This is a genomic window from Janthinobacterium sp. NFX145, assembly GCF_049810325.1.
GTDB lineage: Bacteria > Pseudomonadota > Gammaproteobacteria > Burkholderiales > Burkholderiaceae_D > Janthinobacterium > Janthinobacterium rivuli.
On record NZ_CP187360.1, the window covers coordinates 154,980 to 178,105 of the forward strand.

A 23,126-nucleotide genomic window follows, 5' to 3' on the forward strand; every position below is an offset into this window, starting at 1 on the left:
GCCCTGGCGCGCAATCATGTGCCCTGGACGGCGGTGGCCACCTACCTGCGCGATCCCTCCGGCGCCTATAGCCTTTTTCCTTGCTTGAGTGAAACTGGCAGCGCGATCCCGCCGGACCGGCAAGTCTATGCATTTTTTCAAAGAAATATTGATCCTTTCCTGCATACCAACAACACCTTGCAGGTGTCGCCGCCGGCCAACAATGAAGAAGCCGTGGCTGAATATATCTACGCCAACGGCGCGGCAAAGGGCGGCCCGAATATCCTGAAACGCCTCTCGTCGAACGAGTGCAAGCTGGCCGTGCGCGATGCCGTGGCACAAACGCTGCGCGACACCCTGTCGCCTGGTGACAAGCTGGTGGTCGGCGTGAGTGGCGGCGGCGACAGCAATGCCTTGCTGTATGCCTTGTCGCAATTTGACGAATTCCCGATTGACATCCATCCGGTCATCATCGAAGGACCGGGCGAGTGGAATTCCGGCGTGCCGCGCGCGCGCGAGCTGGCGCAGGCCTACAATCTGCCGCTGACCGTGGTCTCGGAAGAAGAATCGAAAGCGATACTCGGCGCCAGCGCTGGCGGCCTGGGCATCACCGACCGGTTTGCCCGGGAATTTCCCGACGATGACTTCGAATTCCTCGGCACCCTGATCATCCGGCGCGTACTGACGAGCGTGGCCAAATCGCTGGACGCGAAATTTATCGCCACCGGCCTCAACTTCGAAGACTTGCTGGGCGAGATGTTCGCCATCATGGCCACCGAACGGCGGTTATTGCCCCTGCCGGCCCGCCCGATCGGCGATGTCACCCTCGTCTATCCGCTGTGGATGACGCCCAAGAAAATTATCGACGGCTGCTTCCCCAAGTATTCGTTTTCGAATTACGCAGACCGTTATCCGGGCTATGCGGAGGGACGCAACGCGTACTATTCGATGGCGTACTGGATGGCGTCGGCGTTTCCTGGCCTGCCCGAAAAAATGTTGCGCTGGGCGGCAAAGGAAGGCTCCGCCGGGGAGACGGTATTCCCTGTGGATGAGGTGCTGGGCTATGAGACGCTCGAGCCCGTGAACTGGGCGCTGCGGGAACGCTTCCTCAGGATGTTGCGTACCACCGCCTAGGCTGCCGGACAACCGCTGGCGCGCCTTGCCCTGGGCAAGCTTCGCATCGCCGCGCGCCACGGTTGTTCGGCCGTTATTGATACTCGATTATCTACCGTTGGGAATGCTATGTCCGTCATCACAGAACACACGGCACACCTGGCCGCCGCCGCACACGCCCTCACGGCCATCCGGAACGCCTCGGCGCACGCGCTGATCACGGAGCGCGAGGTGGCTGGCAAGATCGCCTGGTCCATGACCTTGCATGCGGCGCAGCAGGCACTGTCGGCGGTACAGGATTGCTGCCATAGCTTTGCTCTGGGTGCGGTACCCGCCAATCCGCATGGCGCGGACGCGGGCGTGCACATCGACGCGCATTTCGCCACCCTCCGGCACAGCATGCAGGCGCTCGCCTCGCTTGGCTTGTGGGCCAAGAGCGAACTGGCGGCGCAGAAAGTCCTGTGGCTCCTGCCTGCCATGCACAGCGGCTGCCAGCGCCTCGAAGGCCAGGTGCTGCCGGCGCAGTGGGATTGTCCGGAGTTGCCCGGGCGCCCCGAGCAGCTGGAAATCGTCGACTACGTGCGCTATGAGCTGGACCGCGATTATCCGCGCAGGAAATTGCACCAGCAAATTTTTAATGTGGAAGTGTGCGCCGGCGAAGTGTGCGCCATGCTGGTGCTGCGATTCCCGGAGTTGCCGGGCGACGTGGCCGAATCGCTGACCTTGCAGTGCGTGGAAGAATTCCGGCACGCGCAGCTGCTGCTGGGCGCATTGGCGAACGAAGGGGGCGGCATCGGCGAAACGCCGGTGTCCCTGGGCATCTGGAAAAGCTGCCGCGCGGCGCAGAATGCGGCCGATTGCATCGGCCTCGAGCAAGTCATCGGCGAAGGCTTTTCGCTGGGCGCCGACCTGTACTACGCAGAGCTGTACCGTGCCATCGGCCGCGCTGATATTTCCCTGTTGCATGAATGCATTTATATCGACGAGGTCAACCACGTGAAGAATGGCCTGGCCAGTTTTCACACGCTGCTGGGAGCGCAGGCCGTGCAGCGCCTGCGCACGCTGGAAGAATCGTCCAAGGTGAGCGTGGTCGGCGGGCGTTTTTTCAATGCCGCCGCGCGCCAGTATGTCGGTTTCAGCGCGACGGAAATCGAACGCCAGCGGGACCGTTCGCAAGCGGTGGAGTTACCTGACCTGCAGGGGATGATGGAATGAATTTCGACGCAGCCCGCCAGTTGGTGGAGCAACACATCCTGCCCGCCTATCCGCATGCCGTAGCGGCGATCATCGGCGGCTCCATCGCGCGCGGCCAGGGAACGGCCACCTCGGATATCGATCTGCTCGTGTTGTTCGAGAACGTGCCGCATGCCTGGCGCGAGACGCTCAAGCTGGGCCAGCAGACGGTGGAATTGTATGGCCATGACCTGCGCTCCTTCGATTACTTTTGCCGCAAGATGGATCGTCCCGGCGGCCGCATACCGATGGCGATGATGGTGATCGAAGGCAGGAATCTCTTGCCGCAGACGAACACATCCGCCGCCCTGTATCGGCTGGCGCAAGCCATGTACGACGAAGGCCCGCCGGCGCTGACGGGCGATGCCCTGGCCAGCCGGCGCTATGAAATCACGACCTTGCTGGAAGACCTGGTCGACAGCACGGTTGCCGAGGAAACACTGGCGATCGCCACCAAGCTGTATGACGTGCTGGCCAATTTCGTGCTGCGGGCCGGGGGCGCGTGGAGCGGCGTCGGCAAGCATCTGGCGCGCCGGCTCAGGGCCTACAGCCCGGTGATCGCGGACGACCTGCATGCCGCCATGCGCGCGCTCCTGCTCGACCCGCCGGCCGGCAAGCAGGCGTTTGGCGACCTGGTCGCGCGCGCCCTGCAGCCGTATGGCGGCCCCTTGCTCGACGGGTTTGCCCTGCATGCGCCGGCGGAATGGAAGAGTGACACGCCAGCGCTTGCCGCCTGAGGCGGCTGGCACTGGGTTGATGCGCACGGTGCAGGGGCGGCCGGTACAGCTATTCGGTTTTCCGCTGGTCTTCATGACCGTCCTGATCGACGTCCTGTGCGCGGGACTGGTGGCCCCCGTCTTGCCGCGTCTGCTGCTGCAATTGAGGGACAGTCCCGCCCAGCCCGTGTTATGGCTCGGTTACCTGGGGATGCTGTTTTCGCTGTCGCAAATGTTTGCCTTGCCACTGCTGGGGGCGCTGTCGGACCGCTTTGGCCGGCGCCCGCTGCTGCTGCTGTCGAACCTGGGCGTGGCCGTATATTTTTTCTGCCTGGCCGATACGGAAACGCTGGCCCAATTGGTGCTGGGGCGTATCTTGTGCGGCATCACCGCCTCCAGCTTTGGCATCGCCTATGCATTTATTGCCGACTGTTCCGAGGGCGCCGCGCGCACCCGCGCGTTTGCCTCGATGGGCGCGGCCTACAGCATGGGACTGGTGGCGGGGCCGGCCCTGGGCGGTTGGCTGGGCAATATCGATGTGCGCCTGCCCTTCTATCTTGCCGGCTGGCTGTCGCTCGGCAATCTCGTGTACGGCGTGCTGGTCTTGCCTGAATCTTTGCCTCTGGACAAGCGCGTTCCCGTCAGCTGGCGCATGAGCAATCCATTCGGCGCCTTGTGCGAGCTGGCCAGGCGTCCCGAACTGCGTTTTCTGACCCTGGCGTATTTGCTGGTGGCCAGCGCGCACTGGTCGATTGCCGTGGCGTTCGTGTTTTACACGCAGCAGCGCTATGGCTGGGACTCCACCCAGGTCGGCTTGATGCTTGCCGTGCTGGCAGGCTGGGGCGGCGTGGCGCAGCTGAAATGCGCCCCGTTTCTGATGGCGCGATACGGCCCGCGGCGTACGGCCATGCTGGCCTATGCCGGCTGCTGTGCCGGCTTCTTGTGTCTTGCCCTGTCGCGCCAGTCGGCGGGGGCGTATCTGGCCATTTTTTTGCTCGGCGTGGGAGAAATGGCCAACCCGGCGCTGCAGGGTCTGCTGACCAGTGCCGTGTCGGCGCGGCAGCAGGGCTGGCTGCAGGGCGCCGTCAAGAGCGCCGGCAGCCTGGCGGGACTGGCGACACCGGCCCTGTTCGCCATGCTGGTCGCCGTCGATCCTGCCAGCCACGACAGCGGTGCTGCCTTTGTCCTGGCTGCCATCCTCTTGCTGGCCGCCTGCCTGGCGCTCGCCGCCAGCAAATACGCGGCTGGCAGCAAGCCGGCGTGACGTGGATCAATGCGTCGCGGCTTCTTTGATGCTCATTTCCAGGCTGTAATTCGCCACCGTATTCCTGCGCGCCGCATTGCGCATCAAATACACCTGCACCGTGTACTCGCCATCGGCCGGCAGTGCCGCCTGGTAAGTGTTGCCGCTGGTCGAGCCGATGAACAGGGCTTCATCCTGGCCTTGCTGGCGGATGTTGAAGTAGTTCGATGGCTGATTGGTTTTTAGCTTGATGCTGAGAGTCTTTCCCGCCTTGCCTGACACCGTGTATTCGGCCGTGGCATAGCCCTTGATCTTGCCCTTTACCGTATGCGTGGCCTGGTTCGCCGTCAATGTCACGTTTTCCTTGTGGATGGGATCGGCGCTCCAGGCGGGCGTGGCAAAGACGAGTGCCGCCGGCAGCAGGCTGGCGCGGATGGGCAGTGGACGATGTGGCATGCGGTTTTCCCCGTGAAGTGGACACCAGCGCGGTTGCTGGCGATGCTTGCCATCTTACGCCAGGCACAAAAACCGGCCGCGCACTGGTCAAAGGTGCGGCCGGTTTGTGTTGCATCAATTGCGTTGACGCAAGCCTAATTGAAACTGACTTCCTTGCGGTTATCGCGCGCCACCCGGTCGATCATCTTGTTGTACGGATCGACACCCACCTCAAACGGTTTTTCCTTCACCGTGATGGTGATCACGGGGTCGCTGCCCGACAGCATGCGCTTGTCCGTGAACAGGACCTTTTCATCCTTCTCCTTGCCGCCCGGCGCGCGCGCGAAGATGGCGATCTCTACCGGTTCGTCGTAGGCGCGCGGGCTTTCCTTGCCCTTGCCGTCCGACTCCAGCTTGGCCAGGTGCAGCTGCATCGTGACGTCCCACTGGCCATCCTTGCGCTGCACGGCTTTCGCTTGCGTCACGCGGTTATCGTAGAAGACGATCTTCTCGAACAGGTCGGTGATCAGGGCCTGCTTGTCCTGCGGCGTTTCGGCGCGGATGTAGGCCAGCAATTCCGACGACGTGGTGAACGGCGCCTGCTGGTAACCCTTGTCCTGCAGATAGCGTTTCAAGGCACGGTTCAGCGCTTGCTCGCCGATTTCATCGCGCAGGCGGTAGAACACCAGGCTGCCCTTGTTGTAGTGAATGTATTGCTGTCCCTCCACGCGCGCCAGCGGCAATTCCTCGATGGCTTCGCCGCCGCGTCCGCTCAGGTAGCGGTCCAGTTCATAGCGCAGGAAGCGGCGCATCTTGTCGCGGCCGTATTCCTTTTCCATCACCATCAGGGCCGAGTATTGCGCCAGGGACTCCATCAGCATGGTGGCGCCCTGCACATTGGCGCCGATCACCTGATGGCCCCACCACTGGTGCGCCATTTCATGCGCCGTGACGTAGAACACATAGTCGATGTCCTCCTTGTCGCGCAGGTCGGCGATGAAGCCGATGCCTTCCGAATACGGGATCGTATTGGCGAACGACTGCGCAAAGCTCTGGTAGCCCGGGAATTCCAGAATACGCACCTGCTTGTGCTGGTAGGGCGTGAACTCGGTGCTGAAATAGTCGAGCGACTTTTGCACGGACGTGATCATGCGGTCCGTGTTGTAGCCGTGTTTCTTGTCGAAATAGACCTCGATCGGCACGCCGTGCCAGTCGCCCTTCTTCACGTCCCAGCGTGCCGACAGGTAGGCGAAGAATGGCAGCATCGGCTGGTCCATCTTGTAGCGGTAATAGCGGCGGCCATCCTTTTCCCAGCTGCCTTGCAGGTAGCCGGGCGCCAGGGCGATCTGCTCGCCGCTGGTGGACACCGTCGTGTCGAAATGGATCCAGTCGGCATCGCCACCCAGCACCGTGTCGCCATACGCTGACTTGTCTTCCAGCTTGGCCATGCGCTGCGGCTCGCCCAGGCCCCGCTTGCGGCGCTCGTTGCGGTCCGTCAACTCCATTTCCTTGGCATAGCCGAAGTGCGGAAAATACGCCTGGTTGTTGAAGAAGCTGCCGTTCAGGTTGACCTGGTCCGGCGTGCCGCTGTTGGTAAAGCCCTCATGCGTGACGGCCACCGTGAAGTCGAGCGGCAGGGTGGCGCCGGGCGCCAGCGGCTGCGCCAGCTTGAGGATGCTGAAGCCGAGTTCCTTGTCGTTCAGCGTCACCTTGTGCTCAGGCAAGTTCAACCAGTGCGTTTCCAGGTCTGGGTTGCGCTGGATGCGCAAGGTGTCGAGCGCTTGCTGCGTCTTGTTTTGCAGCACGTAGTGACCCTTGATCAACACTTTGCGCTGTTCCGGATAGATATCCACGCTGGCCTGGATGTCGGTGATCTTCGGCTGCGGCAAGTCCTTGTACTGTTTGTACAATTTCTCGTAGCGGGCCTGCTTGTCCATGCTGACGTCGGACGTTTCGTACTGGTTCAGCACATTCGTGTTGTAGAAGATCCAGCCGCCCGTGCCGGCCCAGCACAGCAGCACCACGGCCAGCGCGGCGCCGGCGCGGCCGTGCAGACGCTGGCGCGCCAGACGCACGCGCGCGCGCCAGTCGGCGGACAGGCCGCGCACCCAGAAGGCCCGCGCCAGCATGACCAGCGCCACGGTAAACAGGCTCCAGTACAGCGCAAACCAGGCCCAGCCGGTCAGAAAGTGGCCATAGCCATTCATGTCCGAATACTTGATGGCCGGCGTGGCGGCGAAGTTGTACAGGTTGTGCTCGAAGTGCAGCATGCCCAGCACGGCTTGCGCCACCATCAGCAGGATCACCAGCAGGTAGCCGATGAACTTGTTATTCGACAGCACTTGCAGGGTGAGGGCGCACAAGCCCATCAGCACGAAGAAGAGGGCGCCCAGCAGGGTGCCTTTCAGGTACAGGCCCAGTTCCACGGGCGCGCCGCCCTTGACCAGCTGGAAACCGATGGCGGTGATGATGCCCGCCAGCAGGTAGCCGGCGATGACGCCGATCAGCGCCGTGCACTTGGCCAGCAGGGGTACCCAGTTGGGCACGGGCATGGCGTCGCTGACGTCGGCGATCCTGACGTGCCGTTCCTTGAAGATCAGTTCACCCGCGTAAAAGGTGACGATGATGATCAGCATGAAGCTGAAGCTGTTGCTGATATTTTGCAGCATCAAATGCGTCATCGGATACACGGCCGTGCCGTACATGTTCTTGCCGACATTCGCGCCGGCGATCAGGTTGATCACGGCGAACAGCAGCATGACGAGGAAGGGCACGCTCTTGAAGACGCCGGCCGCGTCGAAGCGCAGGATTTGCCACCACTGGCGCCAGGCTGTCGCCGCGGTGAAGCGGGGCAGCGTGCGCGGCAGGTGCAGCGGCGCCGAGATGGCGGGGGCGGCCGTCTGCACCTTGTGCTTGCCGAACAAACGTTTGCCCGTGCCCGTGCGCTGCGGCTTGAACAGCGCCACCGTGGCGAGGAACAGCACGGCCGTGATGCCGATCCACAGCAGGCGGTTGGCCAGCAGGAAGCCGGACAGGGGCGGCAGGCTGGCATTCGATTCGGCGGACGTGAAGTAGCGCGTCATGCGGCCAAAGGCGCGCAAGCCGAACGGGTCGAGCAGGACGGCAATCCATTCATTGTTGATGTCGCGCGTAAAGACGCCGGCCATGGCCCACAGCACGAAAAAGCCCAGCACGCCCACGTAGACGAGCATCATCGAGCGCGTGGTGGCGGCCAGCAGCATCAGCAGGGCGCCGATGAAGAGCAGGTTCGGAATGACGATGACGGCAAAGCTCCACGCATACGTGTGCAGCGAAAACGCGCCCACGCGCTGTGCATCGACCCAGGGCATGAGGGGGCCGAGCATGGTGGCCAGGGCGATGGCGGCAAAGATCACCAGGCAGGCGACAAAGCCGGCGGCGAAACGGCCGAACAGGTAGTCCCACTTGCGCATGGGTGTGGCGAACAGCATGTCGGCCATGCCCACTTCGCTATCGCGCAGCACGGCGCCGGCGATGAAGACGGTGACGAGGAACATCGACAGCAGGCTGAAGATGCCCAGCATCTGCGCCACCACGGTGGGTGCATTGCGGTTGATGTTGCCGATGGCACCGCCGATCTGGATCGAATCGCTGCTGCTGGCGCCAAAGGCCAGCAAGGCCATGATGGCGGCAAATACCCACAGCAGCGGCTGTTTCAGCTGATAGCCGAGGTCAAACTTGAAAAATTCCTTCCACATGACGCGCTCCTCAGGCCAGAACGGCGGCTGGGGCTGCGGCTGGCGCGGCGGCGCCGTCGCGGGCAGCGTTGCGCACGTGCAGGAAGTACACGTCTTCCAGGTCCGGGGCGATCTGCGCGAAGCCGCTGTCGGGCTGGCTGTCGGCATACACATTGATTTGCGGCTTGCCGCCCACCAGGCGTGTCGACAGCACATTCAGGCTTTGCTGGTATTGCGCCAGCTCCTCCGTCGTGACGCTGCGGCGCCACACCTTGCCCAGCAGCGTATCGATGGCCGCCTGCGGCTCGCCCTGCACCAGTACTTGACCCTTGACGATCATGGCCATGCGCGGGCACAGGTCCGTCACGTCGTCGACGATGTGGGTCGACAGGATGACCACCACCTGCTCGCCGATCTTCGCCAGCAGATTCAGGAAACGGTTGCGCTCGTCCGGGTCCAGGCCCGCCGTCGGTTCATCGACGATCACCAGGCGCGGCGCACCCAGCAGCGCCTGGGCGATGCCGAAGCGCTGGCGCATGCCGCCCGAATACGTGCCCAGGTTGCGCTTGCGCGCTTCCCACAGATTGGTTTGCTGCAACAACGCTTCCACGGCTTCCTTGCGCGGACCCTTCTCCGTCAAGCCTTTAAGCACGGCAAAGTGGTTGAGCAGGGTTTCCGCGCTGACTTTCGGATACACGCCGAAATCCTGCGGCAGATAGCCGAGCTGGCGGCGCAGGCCGGCCTTGTCCGTGAGTACATCGACGCCATCGAAATGGATGCTGCCGCTATCGGGATCTTGCAATGTCGCAATGGTACGCATTAGCGAGGACTTGCCTGCGCCATTTGGCCCCAGCAGGCCGAACATTCCGTTGGGAATCTCCAGGCTGACATTGTTGATGGCCTTGACGCCATTGGCATACGTTTTGTTCAGCTGTTTGATCGATAGCATGTGCAGCACTCTCCAGAGCTTGGGTATGAAAGCCGGCAGATGCATGTCTGCCGGTCTGTGGAAGGGGATCGCCCTTGTTTTGCAGCCGCGATGGCGGATGTTACTTAAAAACAATAATATATAGCCAATTGGGAGAAAATTAATTTTTTTGCGACCAAGTGAGGAAAGGCAGGCATGAAATGCAGGAGGGCGGGGATGAGTGACGCAGTGCTCCACTCGCCCGCTTCAGTGACGCCATGGTGCGGAAAGGATGGGGATATGCCTGCAATGCCAGTAAACATGACTTTGCGCGCCATTGCCCCGGGCGAAGAGGCGGCATTGGCGCAGCTGTTTCAACTGTACTGTTATGACAATTCCGCCTGGAGCGCAGAAAGCGTGCTGGCCGATGGCCGCTACGACGTGTGCGATGCGGGGCTGGCGTCGTATCTGCATGCCACCGGCCACACGGCCAGCTGGATCGAGGTCGATGGCGAGCTGGCCGGTTTTTTCCTGACGGAGCCTGGCATGGCGGGTGGGTTGCCGGTGCAGGAATTCAGCGACTTTTTCATCCTGAAGAAATACCGGCGCAGGGGCGTGGCGCTGGAAGTGCTGCGGCGTGTGCTGCTCGGTAGCGCGCAGACGTGGCTGGTGGCGACGTTTCGCGACGATGCCGCAGCCTGCGCGTTCTGGCGGCAGGCGTTTGCGCGCCTGCCGTTTGCCCGTGTCGAGGCGTACGACGATCCGGCCTTGCCGCAGTTCCAGCTGACCTTGCTGAAACCGGCGGCCTGAGCGCTTTTAGAAGCGCACTTTCACATACGCTGACGGTCCCGTCAGGCGCACGTTCAAGTCCGCATCGCGTTCGCTGTCGCGGTGCAGCTTGATTTTCGAGATGCCGTAATCGGCCACGAAGCCGATGTTCTTGAACGGAAACCATTCCACGCCGATATTGCCGCCGTAGATGTGGCCGTTGATGCGCCCGCCATTTTTCTTGATGCCCGATGCTTCCGCATACATGCGCAAGTCCGGTGTGAAGGCATGGCGCCAGCCCACTTCCAGCAGCGGCGCGAACGCGTGCTCGCCGATGGAATCGCGCGCCGTGGCCGTCTCGCCATTGACGATGCCGGTGGCCGTGCCGTTCAGGTTTGCATTGTAATAGGCCGCACCCAGGCCGATGCCGAAAGTGTCGTTGCCGCTGCCCAGCCACCACCGGTACGACATCTTGGCCAGGTCCAGTTTCAGATCGGCATCTGCGCTGGCCGTGCCCGTCACGGGCTGGCCATTGATGGTGGTCTGGCCGCTGAGCGTGGGGGTATAGGATTTGTCATAGCGGTAGTAGTCGAACGCCAGGCCATGGCGGTCGCCGATCAGCAATTCGGCCTTGATGCGCGGAATGGTCGTATGTTTGGGATTCGATTCGGGCGCATCGATGCGGCCAAACTGCGTGTCGGCGCCGATATTGATGCGCGGATCGGCGGAAAACGCCCCCACCGACAGACTGACACGGTCCAGTGCCGGCGATGGCTCGGCCCGCGCCGTGGCGGCCGCCGTGGCAATACCCAGCACACCCAGCATCATGGCGCCGCGCAAGGCGAGGTGGTGCGGGCGTGGTGGGGACAGGCGGGTGGACACGGACATGGCAGACATGGGCAACTCCTCAAAATAAAGTGAAAACTGTCGCAACGCTTGGGCGACCAACGCTGGGCAACAGTGCGATGAGGAAATGGTAGCAACTGTTACATTTCAATCACGTAGCCGCACGGCGCAAATTACCGTCGGATTTGTCCTACCGCGTGTAACGGCTGGTACATGCCGACATTGCCTGCGATGGGGAACGCGGGCAAAATGGTGCGCAAGAGGAGGAGACACCGCATGAGAATCGCCGCCATATCCGATATCCACGGCAACCTGGACGCGCTGAACGCCGTGCTGGCCGACATCGCCCCGCGTGGCGTGGACGTGACCGTCAACCTCGGCGATATCGTCTCGGGCCATCTGCAACCGCGCGCCACGGCGGCGCGCCTGATGGGGCTCGGCCTGCCCACCATCCGCGGCAACCACGAGCGCCAGCTGCTGGGCGACCCGGCCCGCATGGGCGTCTCGGACGCCTATGCGCGCGCGCAACTGTTGCCGGAGCAACTAGCCTGGATCGCGGCGCTGCCCGCCACCTTGCGCCTGCGGCATGACGTGCTGCTCGTGCATGGCACGCCCAGCAGCGACCTCGTGTATTTTCTCGACAGCGTCACGCCGCAAGGCAGCCGTGCCGCCACTCCGCAAGAGGTGGCCGAACGGGCCGGTTCGGCCGACGCGGCCTTGATCCTGTGCGGCCACACGCACATGCCGCGCCAGGTGCGTCTGGCCGATGGGCGGCTGATCGTCAATCCGGGCAGCGTGGGCTTGCAAGCCTACGACGACGACCATGGTTATCCGCACGTGATGGAAAACGGCACGCCGCATGCGCGCTATGCCATCGCCGAACAGGGAAGCGATGGCGCCTGGACGGCGCAGCTGCACGCCGTGGAATATGACTGGGAAAAAGCGGCCCGGCTGGCGCTGGCGAACGGGCGGCCCGACTGGGTCACGCCTTTGCGCACGGGCCGGGTTGGTTGATTAGCGGAACTCTTCGGCCACCAGGTTGTACTTCTGCATCTTGTGATACAAGGTCTGTTTCGGCAAACCGAGCACCGCGCTCACTTCGCTGACGTTGCCGGAATATGCGCGCAGTTCCTGCTCGATCAGCGCGCGTTCGAAGCCGTTGACCTGTTCCGCCAGCGACAGGGGGCTGGCCAGTCCGGCCGCCAGCAGGCTCGAGGCGCCGCCGGCGATGCCCAGCACGAAGCGGTCGGCGATGTTGCGCAATTCGCGCACATTGCCGGGCCAGGAATGGGCCATCAGGTTGCGCATCTGCGCGCTGGAGACCACGGGCGCGGCGCGGTTGTAGCGGGCGGCCGCGGCCAGCACGAAGTGCTCGAACAGGATGGGAATGTCTTCGCGCCGTTCGCGCAAGGGCGGCAAATGCAGCACGATCAAATTCAAACGGTAGTACAGGTCGCTGCGGAATTTCTGCTGCTGCGACAAGTCTTCCAGGTCCAGCTTGGCCGCCGCGATGACGCGCACATCGACGGGCGTGGGCACGTTCGAGCCGAGGCGTTCGATATAGCGTTCCTGTAGCACGCGCAGCAATTTGACTTGCAGGGACAGGGGCAGCGATTCGATTTCGTCGAGGAAAAAAGTGCCTTGATCCGCGTGCTCGATCTTGCCCACCTGCCGCTTGGCCGCGCCTGTAAACGCGCCCGGTTCGTGGCCGAAGACTTCGCTTTCAAAAATGCTTTCGGGAATCGCGCCGCAGTTGACGGCGACGAAGTTGTGCTTGCGGCGGTGGCTGAAGTCGTGCAGGCAGCGCGCCACCATTTCCTTGCCCGTGCCCGTGTCGCCGTAGATCAGCACGTCGGCCGGTTCGTCGGCAACGTCGAGGATCAAGCGCCGTATGTCGCGCATCGCCACGGAATTTCCCAATAGGCGCGATTCGATGCCGCCGCCGTCTTCCAGCTGGCGGCGCAGGCTGTGCACTTCCAGGGTCAGACGGCGCGTTTCCAGCGCGCGCAGGATGACGTCGACCAGTTGCTCGGAAGAATACGGCTTTTCGATGAAATCATAGGCGCCCGTGCGCATGGCGTGCACGGCCATCGTGATGTCGCCGTGGCCCGTGACGAGGATCACGGGCAGGTTGGCATCGAGCGTCTTGACCGCTTGCAGCAATTCCAGGCCGCTCATGCCGGGCAGACGCACGTCGCTGACGACGATGCCGGGAAAATCGGGCGTCAGCAGTTTATAGGCCAGCTCGGCCGAGTGAAACGCCAGCACGTCCAGGCCGGCCAGCTGCAGTGCCTGCTCGCTGCCTTCGCGTACGGTGGGGTCGTCCTCGACCAGCAAGACCTTCAAGCCGTCAAACATGTTTTTCCTCCTGCGTTGCAATCTGTAGTTCGATGGTGAAGATGGCGCCGCCGCCAGGGGCGTTCTCGGCGCGCAGCACGCCGCCGAACTGGCGCGTGATCTGTTCGGAAATGGCCAGTCCCAGGCCCAGGCCCAGACCCTGCGGCTTGGTCGTGAAGAACGGTTCGAACAGGTGTTCATACACCTCCGTCGACAGGCCCGGCCCCGTGTCGGCCACGTGGATCAGCACGTGCTCGGGCGTGCATTCGACGGCCACACGCAGGCTGCGCACGTCGCTGCCGTTCATGGCGTCGAGCGCGTTCGCGTACAGGTTCACCAGCACCTGCTCGAGGCGGTTGCTTTCGCACATGGCGAAGATGTCTTCGGGCGGCAGTTGCAAAGTAAAACGCACACTTTCCACCTGCAGCCGGCGCTCGACGAGGAACAGCGCATTGCTGATCGCCGTGGGGATCGAGACGGAGGTCAGGCTGGTCGTCGATTTGCGCGCAAAAATCTTCAATTGACCCGTAATGGTCCCCATCCTGGCCGCAATTTGCGAGATCTTCGCCAGGTTGCGCCGCGCGTCGTCGAGCCGGCCCCGTTCCAGCAGGATGACGGCATTGTCGGACATGGTGCGCAGCGCCGTCAGCGGCTGGTTCAGCTCATGCGTGATGCTGGCCGACATTTGCCCCAGCACGGCCATTTTGCCGGCTTGAAACAGTTCATTTTGCGTGATGTGGAGTTTCTGCTCGGCCTTGCTGCGCACCTCGATTTCCTGGCTCAGGCTTTGCGTCATGGCATTGAGTTCCGAGGTGCGCTCCTCGACCATGGCTTCCAGGTTGTCGTAGGCGTGTTGCAAGTCTTCGCGGGCGCGCAATTTTTGCGCCACGGCCGCGCGGCGCTGGCGCAGGTAAAAGAACAGCAGCATGAAAAAGCCCAGCAGCACGCAAGAGAAGGCGGCCGCCGCGCGCGCGCTGGCCTTGGCTTGCGCCAGGTCGGACAAATAAATGAAAGTCCAGCCTTGCGGCGATTTCAGCTTGATCTGCGTCATGACGCTGGAACTGATCTTCGGTGGCGCGTCGGCATGTTCCTGCTCGCGCACGCTGATTACGCGGGCGCCATTGCCCAGTTGGCGGTCGGAAACGAAGGGGATGGCGGCCAGCTGCTTCGAATAGTACTGGCGCGTGCGGTTGAGTTCCTCGACGATCGCCGGCGACAGCGGCGCCAGGGTCTTGTATTTCCAGTCCGCCATGGAGCTGAGAAAAATCACGCCGTGCTCGTCGGCCAGCATGACTTTGTCGGCGCCCTGCACCCAGCGTTTTTCCAGGGTTTCCAGATTCACCTTCACCGTTGCCAGGCCCAGCATGTGGCCATTTTGGTAGATGCCGTGGGCAAAGAAGTAACCGGGTTCCAGCCGCGTCGTGCCCACGCCATAGAAGCGGCCCGGCGTGCCGCGCAGCGCGTCCTGGGCGTAGGGGCGGAACGAGATATTGTCGCCAATAAAGCTGTCGGGCTGCTGCCAGTTGCTGGCGGCCCGCGTGTTGCCGTCGAGGTTGCTGATGAAAATGGTCGAGGATTTCGCCTGGGCATTCATCTGCTCGAGGTAATGGTTGACCGTATCGACCAGCACCGGGTCTTCCGGGTGCTGCAGCAAACGGATCACGTCGCGGTTCAGCTCCAGGGTCTTGGGCAGGAAGTCGTATTTTTCCAGCGCATTTTCCAGGCTGCTGACATACACCTCGAGGCGTTGCGCGCCGCTGGCCTGCAGCTTGCCGATGGCGATGCGTTCAGTCCAGAAATACACGAGCCAGACGGTGGCCAGGCAGGCGGCCAGCACGACGCCCCAGGCCAGCGTTTCGCGGCCCGACCGTTGCGACAGGCGCTGGCGCCAGGAAAGGGAGGGTTTACTACTGCTATTCATAAAATCAGCTGCCAACTTGCAAGAACCCACAGTATCGCATTTAAATATTGCGTAAAAAGAAAAAGCCGCCGGATATGCATCCGGCGGCTCACGCTTTATGTCCCGGACAGTTCAAAGTCCTTAGAACGTATGGCGCATGCCCAAGTTGAAACCGCTGTTACCGGTGCCATCGTCGGTGGCATTGCCAACCTTGTAGGTAGCGCCGTTCTTGTTGCTGATGTGGCCGTAACCTGTGTACAGGTCGCTGCGCTTGGACAGCGCATAGAAGGCGCCGATGGCCCACTGCTGGGCGTCACGGTTGGCATTGCTCTTGTCGTTGTGGCGGATGTACGACGCGACCAGCTTGGTGGCGCCGAACGGGGCGCTGAAGCCGACGAGGATGTCATTGCTCTTGCTGTCGTCGAGGGCGCGGTTGTCGGCGTAGCCGAAGTTACCTTGCAGCACGCCAAAGTCGTAGCGCGTGGCCAGCAGGGTGTTGCGCGTTTGCTGGGTCGCCAGCGCATTTTCCTGGCGGTGGTGCGTCAGGGTCACGTTCAGCGGACCGTCGATGTAATGCACGGCGCCGCCCATGCTGCGGTTTTTCGCATTGTCGCCGGCCACTTCGCCAAAGCCATACGCCAGGTCGGCCGACAGCTTGCTCCAGGTCGGCGTGCTGTATTGCACCATGTTGTCGATGCGGTAATTCGTCGCCATAATGTTCGACGCCGTGCCGGCCAGGCCGATGACAAACGGATCGGCCACGTCGCGCAGGGCCAGGTAGTACGGCGTATATTGGCGGCCCAGCGTGACGGCGCCGGCGCTGCCGGTCAGGCCCACGTACGCCTGGCGGCCGAACAGCCGGCCGCCCTGGCCCGAGGTGCCGGTATCGATATTGAAACCGCTTTCCAGCACGAAAATGGCGGCCAGGCCAGCACCGAGGTCTTCCTTGCCTTTGAAGCCGATGCGCGAGCCCGAGGCGACGCCGGAGGCGACGCGGTTCAGGCGGTCTCCAGCCGCATCCTTGTCGAACACCAGGCCGGCGTCAGCCACGCCATACATGGTCACGCTCGATTGGGCCATGGCGCCGGTGGAGGCTGCGCCGAGGGTCAGCAGGGTAAACAGGACTTTTTTCATGAAAATCTCTCTAATAAGTTGGAATGACTACTGATCGCACTACCTGACTGCTTGTTACTCAACATCGACAACAAATAAATGGCCCGCTTGTGGCGGGCCATGGCGCTATCAGGCTTTGCTAGCGTGATCCGCTTCGCCCCAATGGCTTTCCGTGTTCTGGCTGGCCGCGTTGGCCGCCGCGGCTTCTTCCTCGGTGGCCAGGCCACCTTCCCACTTGGCGACGACGGCCGTGGCGACGGCATTGCCGACCGCGTTGGTGGCCGAACGGCCCATGTCGAGGAATTGGTCGACGCCCATCAGCAGCAGCAAGCCGGCTTCCGGAATATTGAACTGGTTCAGGGTAGCGGCAATCACCACCAGCGAGGCGCGCGGCACGCCGGCCATGCCTTTCGAGGTCAGCATCAGCAGCAGCAGCATGGTGATCTGCGTGCCGATCGACAGGTCGATGCCGTAGGCCTGCGCGATGAACAGCACGGCGAAGGTGCAGTACATCATCGAACCATCGAGGTTGAAGGAGTAGCCCATCGGCAACACGAAGCTGGAAATCTTGCGGTCCACGCCGAACTGGTCGAGCGCCGTCAGCAGTTTTGGATACGCCGCTTCCGAGCTGGCCGTCGAGAATGCCAGCAGGAACGGTTCGCGGATCAGGCCGACGAGTTTGAAGATGCGCGGGCCGATGACGACGAAGCCGGCGCCGATCAGCAGGGCCCACAGGCACAGCAGGCCGACGTAGAAGCCGCCCATGAACTTGGCAAACGTGACCAGCACGCCCAGGCCGTGGGTGGTGATGACGGAAGCCATCGCGGCGAACACGGCCAGCGGGGCCAGGTTCATGATGGTGCCGGTGATGCGCAGCATGACTTGTGCCAGCTGGTCGACGACGGCCGTCAGGGTCTTGCCCGATTCGCCCAGGCCGGCCAGTGCGCCGCCGAAGAAGATCGAGAACACCAGCACTTGCAGGATTTCATTGTTGGCCATGGCCTCGATCGGCGACTTCGGCACCAGGTGCGTGAAGAAATCTTTCAAGGTGAAGGCGGCCGTTTTCAGATTCGTCGACGCGTGGACGTCCGGCAATGGCAAGCCCAGATTGGTGCCCAGTTGCATCAGATTCGACAGCACCATGCCCAGCGCCAGCGAAACGAGCGAGGCGACGACGAACCAGCACATGGCTTTCAGGCCGATGCGGCCAGCCGTCTTGCCGTCGCCCATGTGGGCGATGCCGACCGTCAGGGTGGAGAACACCAGCAGCGCAATGATCATCTTGATCAGGCGCAGGAAGACGTCGGTGACGATGGAAATATTGCCAGCGATTTGAGCGCTGAGCTTGGCATCAGGGAAGGCGGTGTTGCATCCATAGCCCACGGCAATGCCGAGGATCATGGCAATCAGGATGTACAGGGTTAATGGCCGTTTCTTTTTCATTTTGACTCCTCCGGTGAAACGCCGCTGTGAGCGGATTATTGATAGCGAGCAACTCAAGCTTGGAGTCAATATTTCTCAAAAACAAGCCCTTGCGTGCCAGCGATTATTTGCAGCAAAACCTGTACATAGCAAAGGATATGCCTGAAATTGGAATTTGCTACATAACTTCTTAAGTTGTTGATTTAAGGTCGATTTTTTGTTGCTAGGATGTTGCAACTTTGCACGCTTGCGCGAAATATTGGACGCGCAAGCGCATCGCTGTATGACTTTTCATACGCTAGTCGCGGCGGGGTGGCGGTAGACCCAAAAAGGCAAGATTATCAGGACAATAAAAAAGCCCCTCCGAAGAGGGGCCCGATGTGGCGCAGTTTCTATGCTATTGATTTCAGAACTTGATATTCGCCGTCAGGCTGAACGAACGCGGCTGGCTTGGGGTGTAGCGGTAGCCGGATTTGTTGATGGCGGCCACATAGGTCTTGTCGGCCAGGTTGTAGGCATTCAGCTGCAAGTCGAGGTTCTTGTTGACGGTATAGGTTGCCATGGCGTCGAAGACCCAGTAGGCATCCACGCGGGCCGGCGTGCCGACGGCGCCATCGGTGCCGCGCAGCATTTCACCCACGTAACGCGCGCCGCCGCCGATCTTCAGGCCGAATGGCAGGGTGTACGAAGTCCAGCTGGTGAACGCCTGCTTTGGCGTGTAGGTGAGGTTCTTGTCGCCGCTGGCCGTGAAGACCTTGTTCGACTCGACCTTGGTATTCATACGCGTATAGCCGGCGCTGACCAGCCAGTTCGGCATGATCTCGCCCACCACGCCCAGTTCCAGGCCTTGCACGCGCTTCTTGCCGGTCTGGTAATAAATGGTCGAGATCACCGGATCTTGCTCCACTTCATTCTTGACGGTGGTCTGGTAGACGGCGGCCGACAGCGACAGTTTTTGCTTCAGGAAGTCCCACTTGGTGCCGATTTCCTTGGTGATGGTTTCCTGCGGGTCATAGTTCAGGTTTTGCGCGCTGTTGGCGGCGGTGCTCAGGGCAAAATTGGTGCCTGGCGGCGCTTTCGACGTGGCCAGCAAGGCGTACACGCTGCTGTCCGGCGTCGGCTTGTACATGGCCGAGATCTTGCCGTTGGCCAGGGTGTCGCTCAGGGTCAAATGGGTAGGAATCGGCGTGCCGACCGGCAGTTTTTGTACCTGATCTTTGCCCACGGCCGCTTGCAGGGCGACGGCGTCATACGTGGTGTTGAAATGGTCGAAGCGCACGCCGCCGTTGAAGATCCACTTGTCGCCGAACTTGATGGTGTCGAACACATACAGGCTTTGCGTGTTGACTTCGCCTTCCGTGAAGGCGCCGCTGCGCACGGGATTGTGGCCGGTGACGGTGTCGCGCGGATTCGGATTGTACAGATTGGCATCCGGCAAGGTGCCCAGGCTGGCTGGCACATAGCTGTAGTTGGTCTGTTTTTCGCTGGTGAACTCGGCGCCTGCCACCAGGGAGTGCTTCAGCACGCCCGTGTCGAATTGTGCGCTGACCACGGTCTGGTTGGTCAGGATCGTGTTTTCCTGGTCCTTCACGGTGCGCAGCGAGCGCGCCAGGGTCCAGGTCGAAGGGTCTCGCATCACCCCGTTCGTCTCCGTATTCAGGTTGCCGGCGCTGCCCATGAAGGCCGTCAGCAGGTAGTCCTGCTGGGTCTTGCCGTAGCGCGTGGTGTTCTGGAGCTGCACGTTGGACGAGAAATCATGGTCGATGCGCAAGGTGCCCATGTCGGCCTTGATCTTGTCGTAGTCCGAGGTGGAACCGTAGAAATTCTTCGGATCGACCCTGGCGGCGCTGTTCAGGTAGCTGCGGATGATCGGCTTATCCTTCGTGGCGACGTCCGGCGTCGAGTAGCCTGGCAAGCCGATGGTCGGCACGCCGCCGTCGGGCACGTTGTTTTGATCCACGTGCAGGTAGCTGGCCGTGATGCGCGTTGGCTTGCCGATGCCGAAGGTGACGGTGGGCGCGAAGGCCCAGCGCTTGTTCTTGACTTCATCGCGCGCCGCGTTGCCGCTGTCCTGCGTCATCAGGTTCAGGCGCAAAGCCGTGCCGGTATCGCTGTCGAGGACGCGGTTCCAGTCGGCCGTGGCGCGTTTCTGCTTGCCGCTGCCCGCCGTCAGCAGCGAATTGAATTTGTTTTCCATGGTGGCCGTCTTGCTGACCAGATTGATCGAGCCGGTCGGCGAACCGCGGCCGCTGTCGGTGCCCGCCGGGCCCTTCAATACGTCGATCTGTTCGATGTTGAAGACGTCGCGCGAGATGGAGCCCACGTCGCGCACGCCATCGACATAGATGCTGCCGGACGAATCGAAACCGCGCATGTAGACGGCGTCGCCCGTGTTCGTGTTGCCGTTTTCACCGAGGAAGAAGGTACCGACGCCTGGCGTGTTGCGCAGCGCTTCCGTCAGGGTCAGCGCGCCTTGCTGTTCGATCAATTCCTTCTTGATCACGACGATGGTTTGCGGCGTATTGACCAGCTCTTCCGTGTATTTCGGCGACGAGGCTTTTTCGGCCTTGAAGTCGTTTTCCTTGGAACCCACGACCTTGACTTCGTTCAGCATTTGCTGCGATGCCGGGGCACTTTGACCGGCCGGGTCGGCCGCCTGGGCGGCGACGGGCAGCAGCATCACGGCCAGGGCGGCGCCGATGTGCTGGTTGAAACGGGTTGGGGCGTGTTTGCGGCTCTTGATTGCCATCTTGCTCTCTCGATAAGGTCAGGGTAGTGGTTCCTGGCTGGCTCTGCGCCGCTGTGCTTGGGCACGCGGGCAAGTGGCTGGCGATGGAGACGGAAGACCGTATTGTAATAAATGGGCGTTATTTCGTAAATGAGAATCGTTATCAGTATCGTTTACGCAACGGAATGGGTGTGCCGCAAAAAAAACACTGTCATGGTGCATGAATGCTTGCTTTGCGCCCCGGCCGCTGCTATGCGCGCAAGGCTCCGCCAGCGGGAGTATGATGAGCAACCTTTACAAATTCCGCCAAGCATGCTGCAGACTCCCGATGCCTTTGTCCCCCTGATCGATGCGCCCGAACCGGCCCCGTCCACCGAGCAGACGCTGACGTTTGTCTTTCACCGCGGACGTTTATTGCTGCGCACGCCCGAATTGACCCTGCCCACCGCCGCCGAGGCGGCCGCGCTCGATATCGACCTGAGCCGCGCACAGCCTGTGGGCCTGTGGCAGGGCCGCTATTGCCAGACGGTCTGGACCGACGAAGAGTTGCCGCCGGGCGCCGGCCTGGCCTGGCACGGCATGCGTTCGTTGTTCAATGCCGTCGACGACGCGTTCCTGGGCCTGGCCAGCCGCGCCGTGCAGTTGGCCGAGTGGGCGCGCACGCACCGCCATTGCGGCGTGTGCGCCACGCCCATGCAGCGCACGCGCGGCGAACGCTGCTTCACCTGCGCCGCCTGCGGCATGCTCGCGTATCCGCGTATTTCGCCCGCCATGATGGTGCTCATCCGCAAGGGCGAACAGGTGCTGCTGGCCATGCACAAGCACTCGCCGTCGCAGCGCTTCAGTCCGCTGGCCGGTTTCCTGGAGGCGGGCGAATCGATCGAGGAAGCCGTGCACCGCGAAGTGATGGAAGAGGTGGGTTTGCGCGTGCATAACTTGCAGTACTTCATGAGCCAGTCCTGGCCATTTCCCCATTCGCTGATGATCGCGTTTACGGCCGATTACCTCGATGGCGAGATTCGTCTCGATGAAAACGAGATCGCCGAGGCGCGCTGGTTCGGCCCCGGCGATGTGTGGCCGGAAGCGAGTTCGAGCGTGTCGATTTCCGCGCTGCTGGTGGGCGCGCACCGTCCGCCGGCAGTGTCGTAAAGCAGGAGCTGCTCGGGCAGCTTGCCGCATTTTCTATATACTGGCGGCAATTGAAAATTTTAGGGTGGTGTAGCATGTCTCAAGAAGAATTCTCCGAAAACGACTGGCGCCGGCTGATCAGCAGCTTTGGCGAAGACCCGCAGCGTCCTGGCTTGCTGGAAACGCCGGCGCGCGTGGCCAAGGCGTGGAAGCACTGGACGTCCGGCTATGGCCAGGACCCGGTGGACTTGCTGAAAGCCTTCGAAGATGGCGCGGAACAGTACAACGAGCTGATCGTCGTGCGCGGCATCCCCGTCTACAGCCATTGCGAACACCATCTGGCGCCGTTCTTCGGCAAGGCCACCATCGGTTATGTGCCCAACGGCAAGATCGTCGGCCTGTCGAAACTGACGCGCCTCGTCGATTGCTTCTCCAAGCGTCTGCAAGTGCAGGAACGCATGACGATGCAGATCGCCAATGCCCTGATGGAAGTGCTGGAACCGAAATCGGTTGGCGTGGTCGTACGCTGCCGCCACCTGTGCATGGAAAGCCGCGGCATCCGCACGCCGGGCGAAGAAACCATCACCTCGGCCATGCTGGGCGAGATGCAGCCGAACCTGGCGCTGCGCACGGAATTTCTGGCGCTGGCGCGCGAAGTCTGATCTTCGGCGACGATGCGGGACGAAGGCGGCATATGCCGCCTTTTTTTATATTCTTCCGGACTCCCGCTCCGCCAAGTAGCGCGCCGGCGGCTTGCCCACGGCCTTGCGGAACATGGTGACAAAACCACTGGTGTTTTCATAACCGAGTTCCAGCGCCACCGCTTTCACGCTGCGCCCTTGCGCCAGCCGTTGCAAGGCCAGGATGACGTGCAATTGCCGGCGCCAGCGGCCCACGCTCATGCCCATTTCCTCCAGTGACTGGCGGGTCATGCTGCGCTCGCTCATGCCGATACGGCTGGCCCATTCGGCCAGGGTGCTTTTATCGGCGGGCTGCGCCAGCAGCAGCGCGGCCAGGCGGCGCAAACGCGCATCGCGCGGCATCGGCAAATGCAAGTCTTCCACGGGCGCGGCCGCCAATTCATCGAGCAGGGTAAGCACCAGGCGTTCCTGCGCGCCCTGCAGCGCGGCCAGGGTGGGAAAGCCGGCCGCCTTGGCGATCAGTTCGCGCAGCAACGGCGAAACGGCCACGGTGCAGCAAACGGCGGGCAAGGCCGGCGCCATGGCTGGCTCGACAAACAGGCAATAGCACTCCGCTTCGCCCACGCCCTGCGCCGAATGCATCAGGCCGCCCGGTATCCACACGGCGCACTGGGGCGGCACGATCCACACACCGCTTTCCACCTTGCAATGCATCACGCCGCGCGTGGCATACAGCAACTGCCCCTTGCGGTGCTGGTGCGGCGCCTGCTCCGCCTCCTCGGGCACGCTGGCCAGGCCCACGGCCAGCAGCGGACGCAACACGCCATCGATGTCGAAATCCATGAGTGACGCGGTGGCGTCCAGGCCCAGCTCGGTGGTGAGCATGCTGGGCTGCAATAGA

General features: G+C 62.2%; 18 protein-coding genes. 8 read left to right on the forward strand and 10 right to left on the reverse strand.

Annotation, left to right across the window (positions count from 1 at the left end; all coding sequences use genetic code 11):
* Window positions 1-33 precede the first annotated feature (33 nt).
* The 4 genes from ACPJXG_RS00630 (at window position 34) to ACPJXG_RS00645 (ending at window position 4,305) form a co-directional block, all read left to right on the forward strand.
* Window positions 34-1,113, forward strand: coding sequence for a hypothetical protein (locus ACPJXG_RS00630; protein ID WP_425253088.1), 1,080 nt, complete (start codon window positions 34-36; stop codon window positions 1,111-1,113).
* Between the two features lie 108 nt (window positions 1,114-1,221).
* On the forward strand, window positions 1,222-2,307 hold the full coding sequence (locus ACPJXG_RS00635) for a DUF455 family protein (protein WP_425253089.1): 1,086 nt from the start codon (window positions 1,222-1,224) through the stop codon (window positions 2,305-2,307).
* On the forward strand, window positions 2,304-3,062 hold the full coding sequence (locus ACPJXG_RS00640) for a nucleotidyltransferase family protein (protein WP_278317295.1): 759 nt from the start codon (window positions 2,304-2,306) through the stop codon (window positions 3,060-3,062). Before ACPJXG_RS00635 ends, ACPJXG_RS00640 begins: the two co-directional genes overlap by 4 nt.
* Entirely contained in the window at window positions 3,037-4,305 is a 1,269-nt protein-coding gene (locus ACPJXG_RS00645) for an MFS transporter (RefSeq protein WP_425253090.1), read from the forward strand. Before ACPJXG_RS00640 ends, ACPJXG_RS00645 begins: the two co-directional genes overlap by 26 nt.
* Before the next feature lie 6 nt (window positions 4,306-4,311).
* On the opposite strand, the gene ACPJXG_RS00650 is transcribed toward ACPJXG_RS00645, so the two are convergent.
* The 3 genes from ACPJXG_RS00650 to ACPJXG_RS00660 all read right to left on the reverse strand — a co-directional run bounded on the left by ACPJXG_RS00650 (window position 4,312) and on the right by ACPJXG_RS00660 (window position 9,384).
* On the reverse strand, window positions 4,312-4,740 hold the full coding sequence (locus ACPJXG_RS00650; RefSeq protein WP_425253091.1) for a hypothetical protein: 429 nt from the start codon (window positions 4,738-4,740) through the stop codon (window positions 4,312-4,314).
* 134 nt (window positions 4,741-4,874) lie between these two features.
* Window positions 4,875-8,456: an ABC transporter permease/M1 family aminopeptidase gene (locus tag ACPJXG_RS00655; protein WP_425253092.1), complete on the reverse strand. Its 3,582-nt coding sequence runs from the start codon at window positions 8,454-8,456 to the stop codon at window positions 4,875-4,877.
* Window positions 8,457-8,466: 10 nt separating this feature from the next.
* Entirely contained in the window at window positions 8,467-9,384 is a 918-nt protein-coding gene (locus ACPJXG_RS00660; protein WP_176389422.1) for an ABC transporter ATP-binding protein, read from the reverse strand.
* A gap of 258 nt (window positions 9,385-9,642) precedes the next feature.
* Here ACPJXG_RS00660 and ACPJXG_RS00665 point away from each other — a divergent pair, with 258 nt between their 5' ends.
* Window positions 9,643-10,152 (forward strand): GNAT family N-acetyltransferase, encoded by a 510-nt coding sequence (locus ACPJXG_RS00665; protein WP_425253093.1) that lies wholly within the window; start codon window positions 9,643-9,645, stop codon window positions 10,150-10,152.
* Between the two features lie 6 nt (window positions 10,153-10,158).
* On the opposite strand, the gene ACPJXG_RS00670 is transcribed toward ACPJXG_RS00665, so the two are convergent.
* Entirely contained in the window at window positions 10,159-11,007 is an 849-nt protein-coding gene (locus ACPJXG_RS00670) for a MipA/OmpV family protein (protein ID WP_051959192.1), read from the reverse strand.
* Between the two features lie 225 nt (window positions 11,008-11,232).
* Here ACPJXG_RS00670 and ACPJXG_RS00675 point away from each other — a divergent pair, with 225 nt between their 5' ends.
* Window positions 11,233-11,970 carry a metallophosphoesterase family protein gene (locus tag ACPJXG_RS00675; protein ID WP_425253094.1) on the forward strand — a complete coding sequence of 246 codons (738 nt, stop codon included), beginning with the start codon at window positions 11,233-11,235 and terminating at the stop codon, window positions 11,968-11,970.
* Here the strand turns inward: ACPJXG_RS00675 and ACPJXG_RS00680 are convergent, their stop codons facing one another.
* The 5 genes from ACPJXG_RS00680 to ACPJXG_RS00700 all read right to left on the reverse strand — a co-directional run bounded on the left by ACPJXG_RS00680 (window position 11,971) and on the right by ACPJXG_RS00700 (window position 20,477).
* Window positions 11,971-13,314 (reverse strand): sigma-54-dependent transcriptional regulator, encoded by a 1,344-nt coding sequence (locus tag ACPJXG_RS00680; protein ID WP_035822995.1) that lies wholly within the window; start codon window positions 13,312-13,314, stop codon window positions 11,971-11,973.
* Window positions 13,307-15,214 carry a sensor histidine kinase gene (locus ACPJXG_RS00685; protein ID WP_035822993.1) on the reverse strand — a complete coding sequence of 636 codons (1,908 nt, stop codon included), beginning with the start codon at window positions 15,212-15,214 and terminating at the stop codon, window positions 13,307-13,309. The genes ACPJXG_RS00680 and ACPJXG_RS00685 overlap by 8 nt, the downstream gene beginning before the upstream one ends.
* Before the next feature lie 120 nt (window positions 15,215-15,334).
* Window positions 15,335-16,327 carry a porin gene (locus ACPJXG_RS00690; protein WP_051959190.1) on the reverse strand — a complete coding sequence of 331 codons (993 nt, stop codon included), beginning with the start codon at window positions 16,325-16,327 and terminating at the stop codon, window positions 15,335-15,337.
* Window positions 16,328-16,435: 108 nt separating this feature from the next.
* Window positions 16,436-17,749 carry a dicarboxylate/amino acid:cation symporter gene (locus ACPJXG_RS00695; protein ID WP_035822991.1) on the reverse strand — a complete coding sequence of 438 codons (1,314 nt, stop codon included), beginning with the start codon at window positions 17,747-17,749 and terminating at the stop codon, window positions 16,436-16,438.
* 385 nt (window positions 17,750-18,134) lie between these two features.
* Window positions 18,135-20,477, reverse strand: a complete 2,343-nt coding sequence (locus ACPJXG_RS00700; RefSeq protein WP_425253095.1) for a catecholate siderophore receptor Fiu — start codon at window positions 20,475-20,477, stop codon at window positions 18,135-18,137.
* Between the two features lie 291 nt (window positions 20,478-20,768).
* Here ACPJXG_RS00700 and nudC point away from each other — a divergent pair, with 291 nt between their 5' ends.
* Together nudC and folE are read left to right on the forward strand one after the other, a co-directional pair.
* Window positions 20,769-21,605, forward strand: a complete 837-nt coding sequence (gene nudC, locus ACPJXG_RS00705) for an NAD(+) diphosphatase (RefSeq protein ID WP_425253096.1) — start codon at window positions 20,769-20,771, stop codon at window positions 21,603-21,605.
* 74 nt (window positions 21,606-21,679) lie between these two features.
* The gene (gene folE / locus ACPJXG_RS00710; RefSeq protein ID WP_035822985.1) at window positions 21,680-22,246 is read left to right on the forward strand and encodes a GTP cyclohydrolase I FolE; all 567 of its coding nucleotides are present in this window, start codon (window positions 21,680-21,682) and stop codon (window positions 22,244-22,246) included.
* Between the two features lie 45 nt (window positions 22,247-22,291).
* Here folE and ACPJXG_RS00715 read toward each other — a convergent pair whose 3' ends face one another.
* Window positions 22,292-23,110 carry an AraC family transcriptional regulator gene (locus ACPJXG_RS00715; protein WP_423221871.1) on the reverse strand — a complete coding sequence of 273 codons (819 nt, stop codon included), beginning with the start codon at window positions 23,108-23,110 and terminating at the stop codon, window positions 22,292-22,294.
* Between the last annotated feature and the right edge of the window lie 16 nt (window positions 23,111-23,126).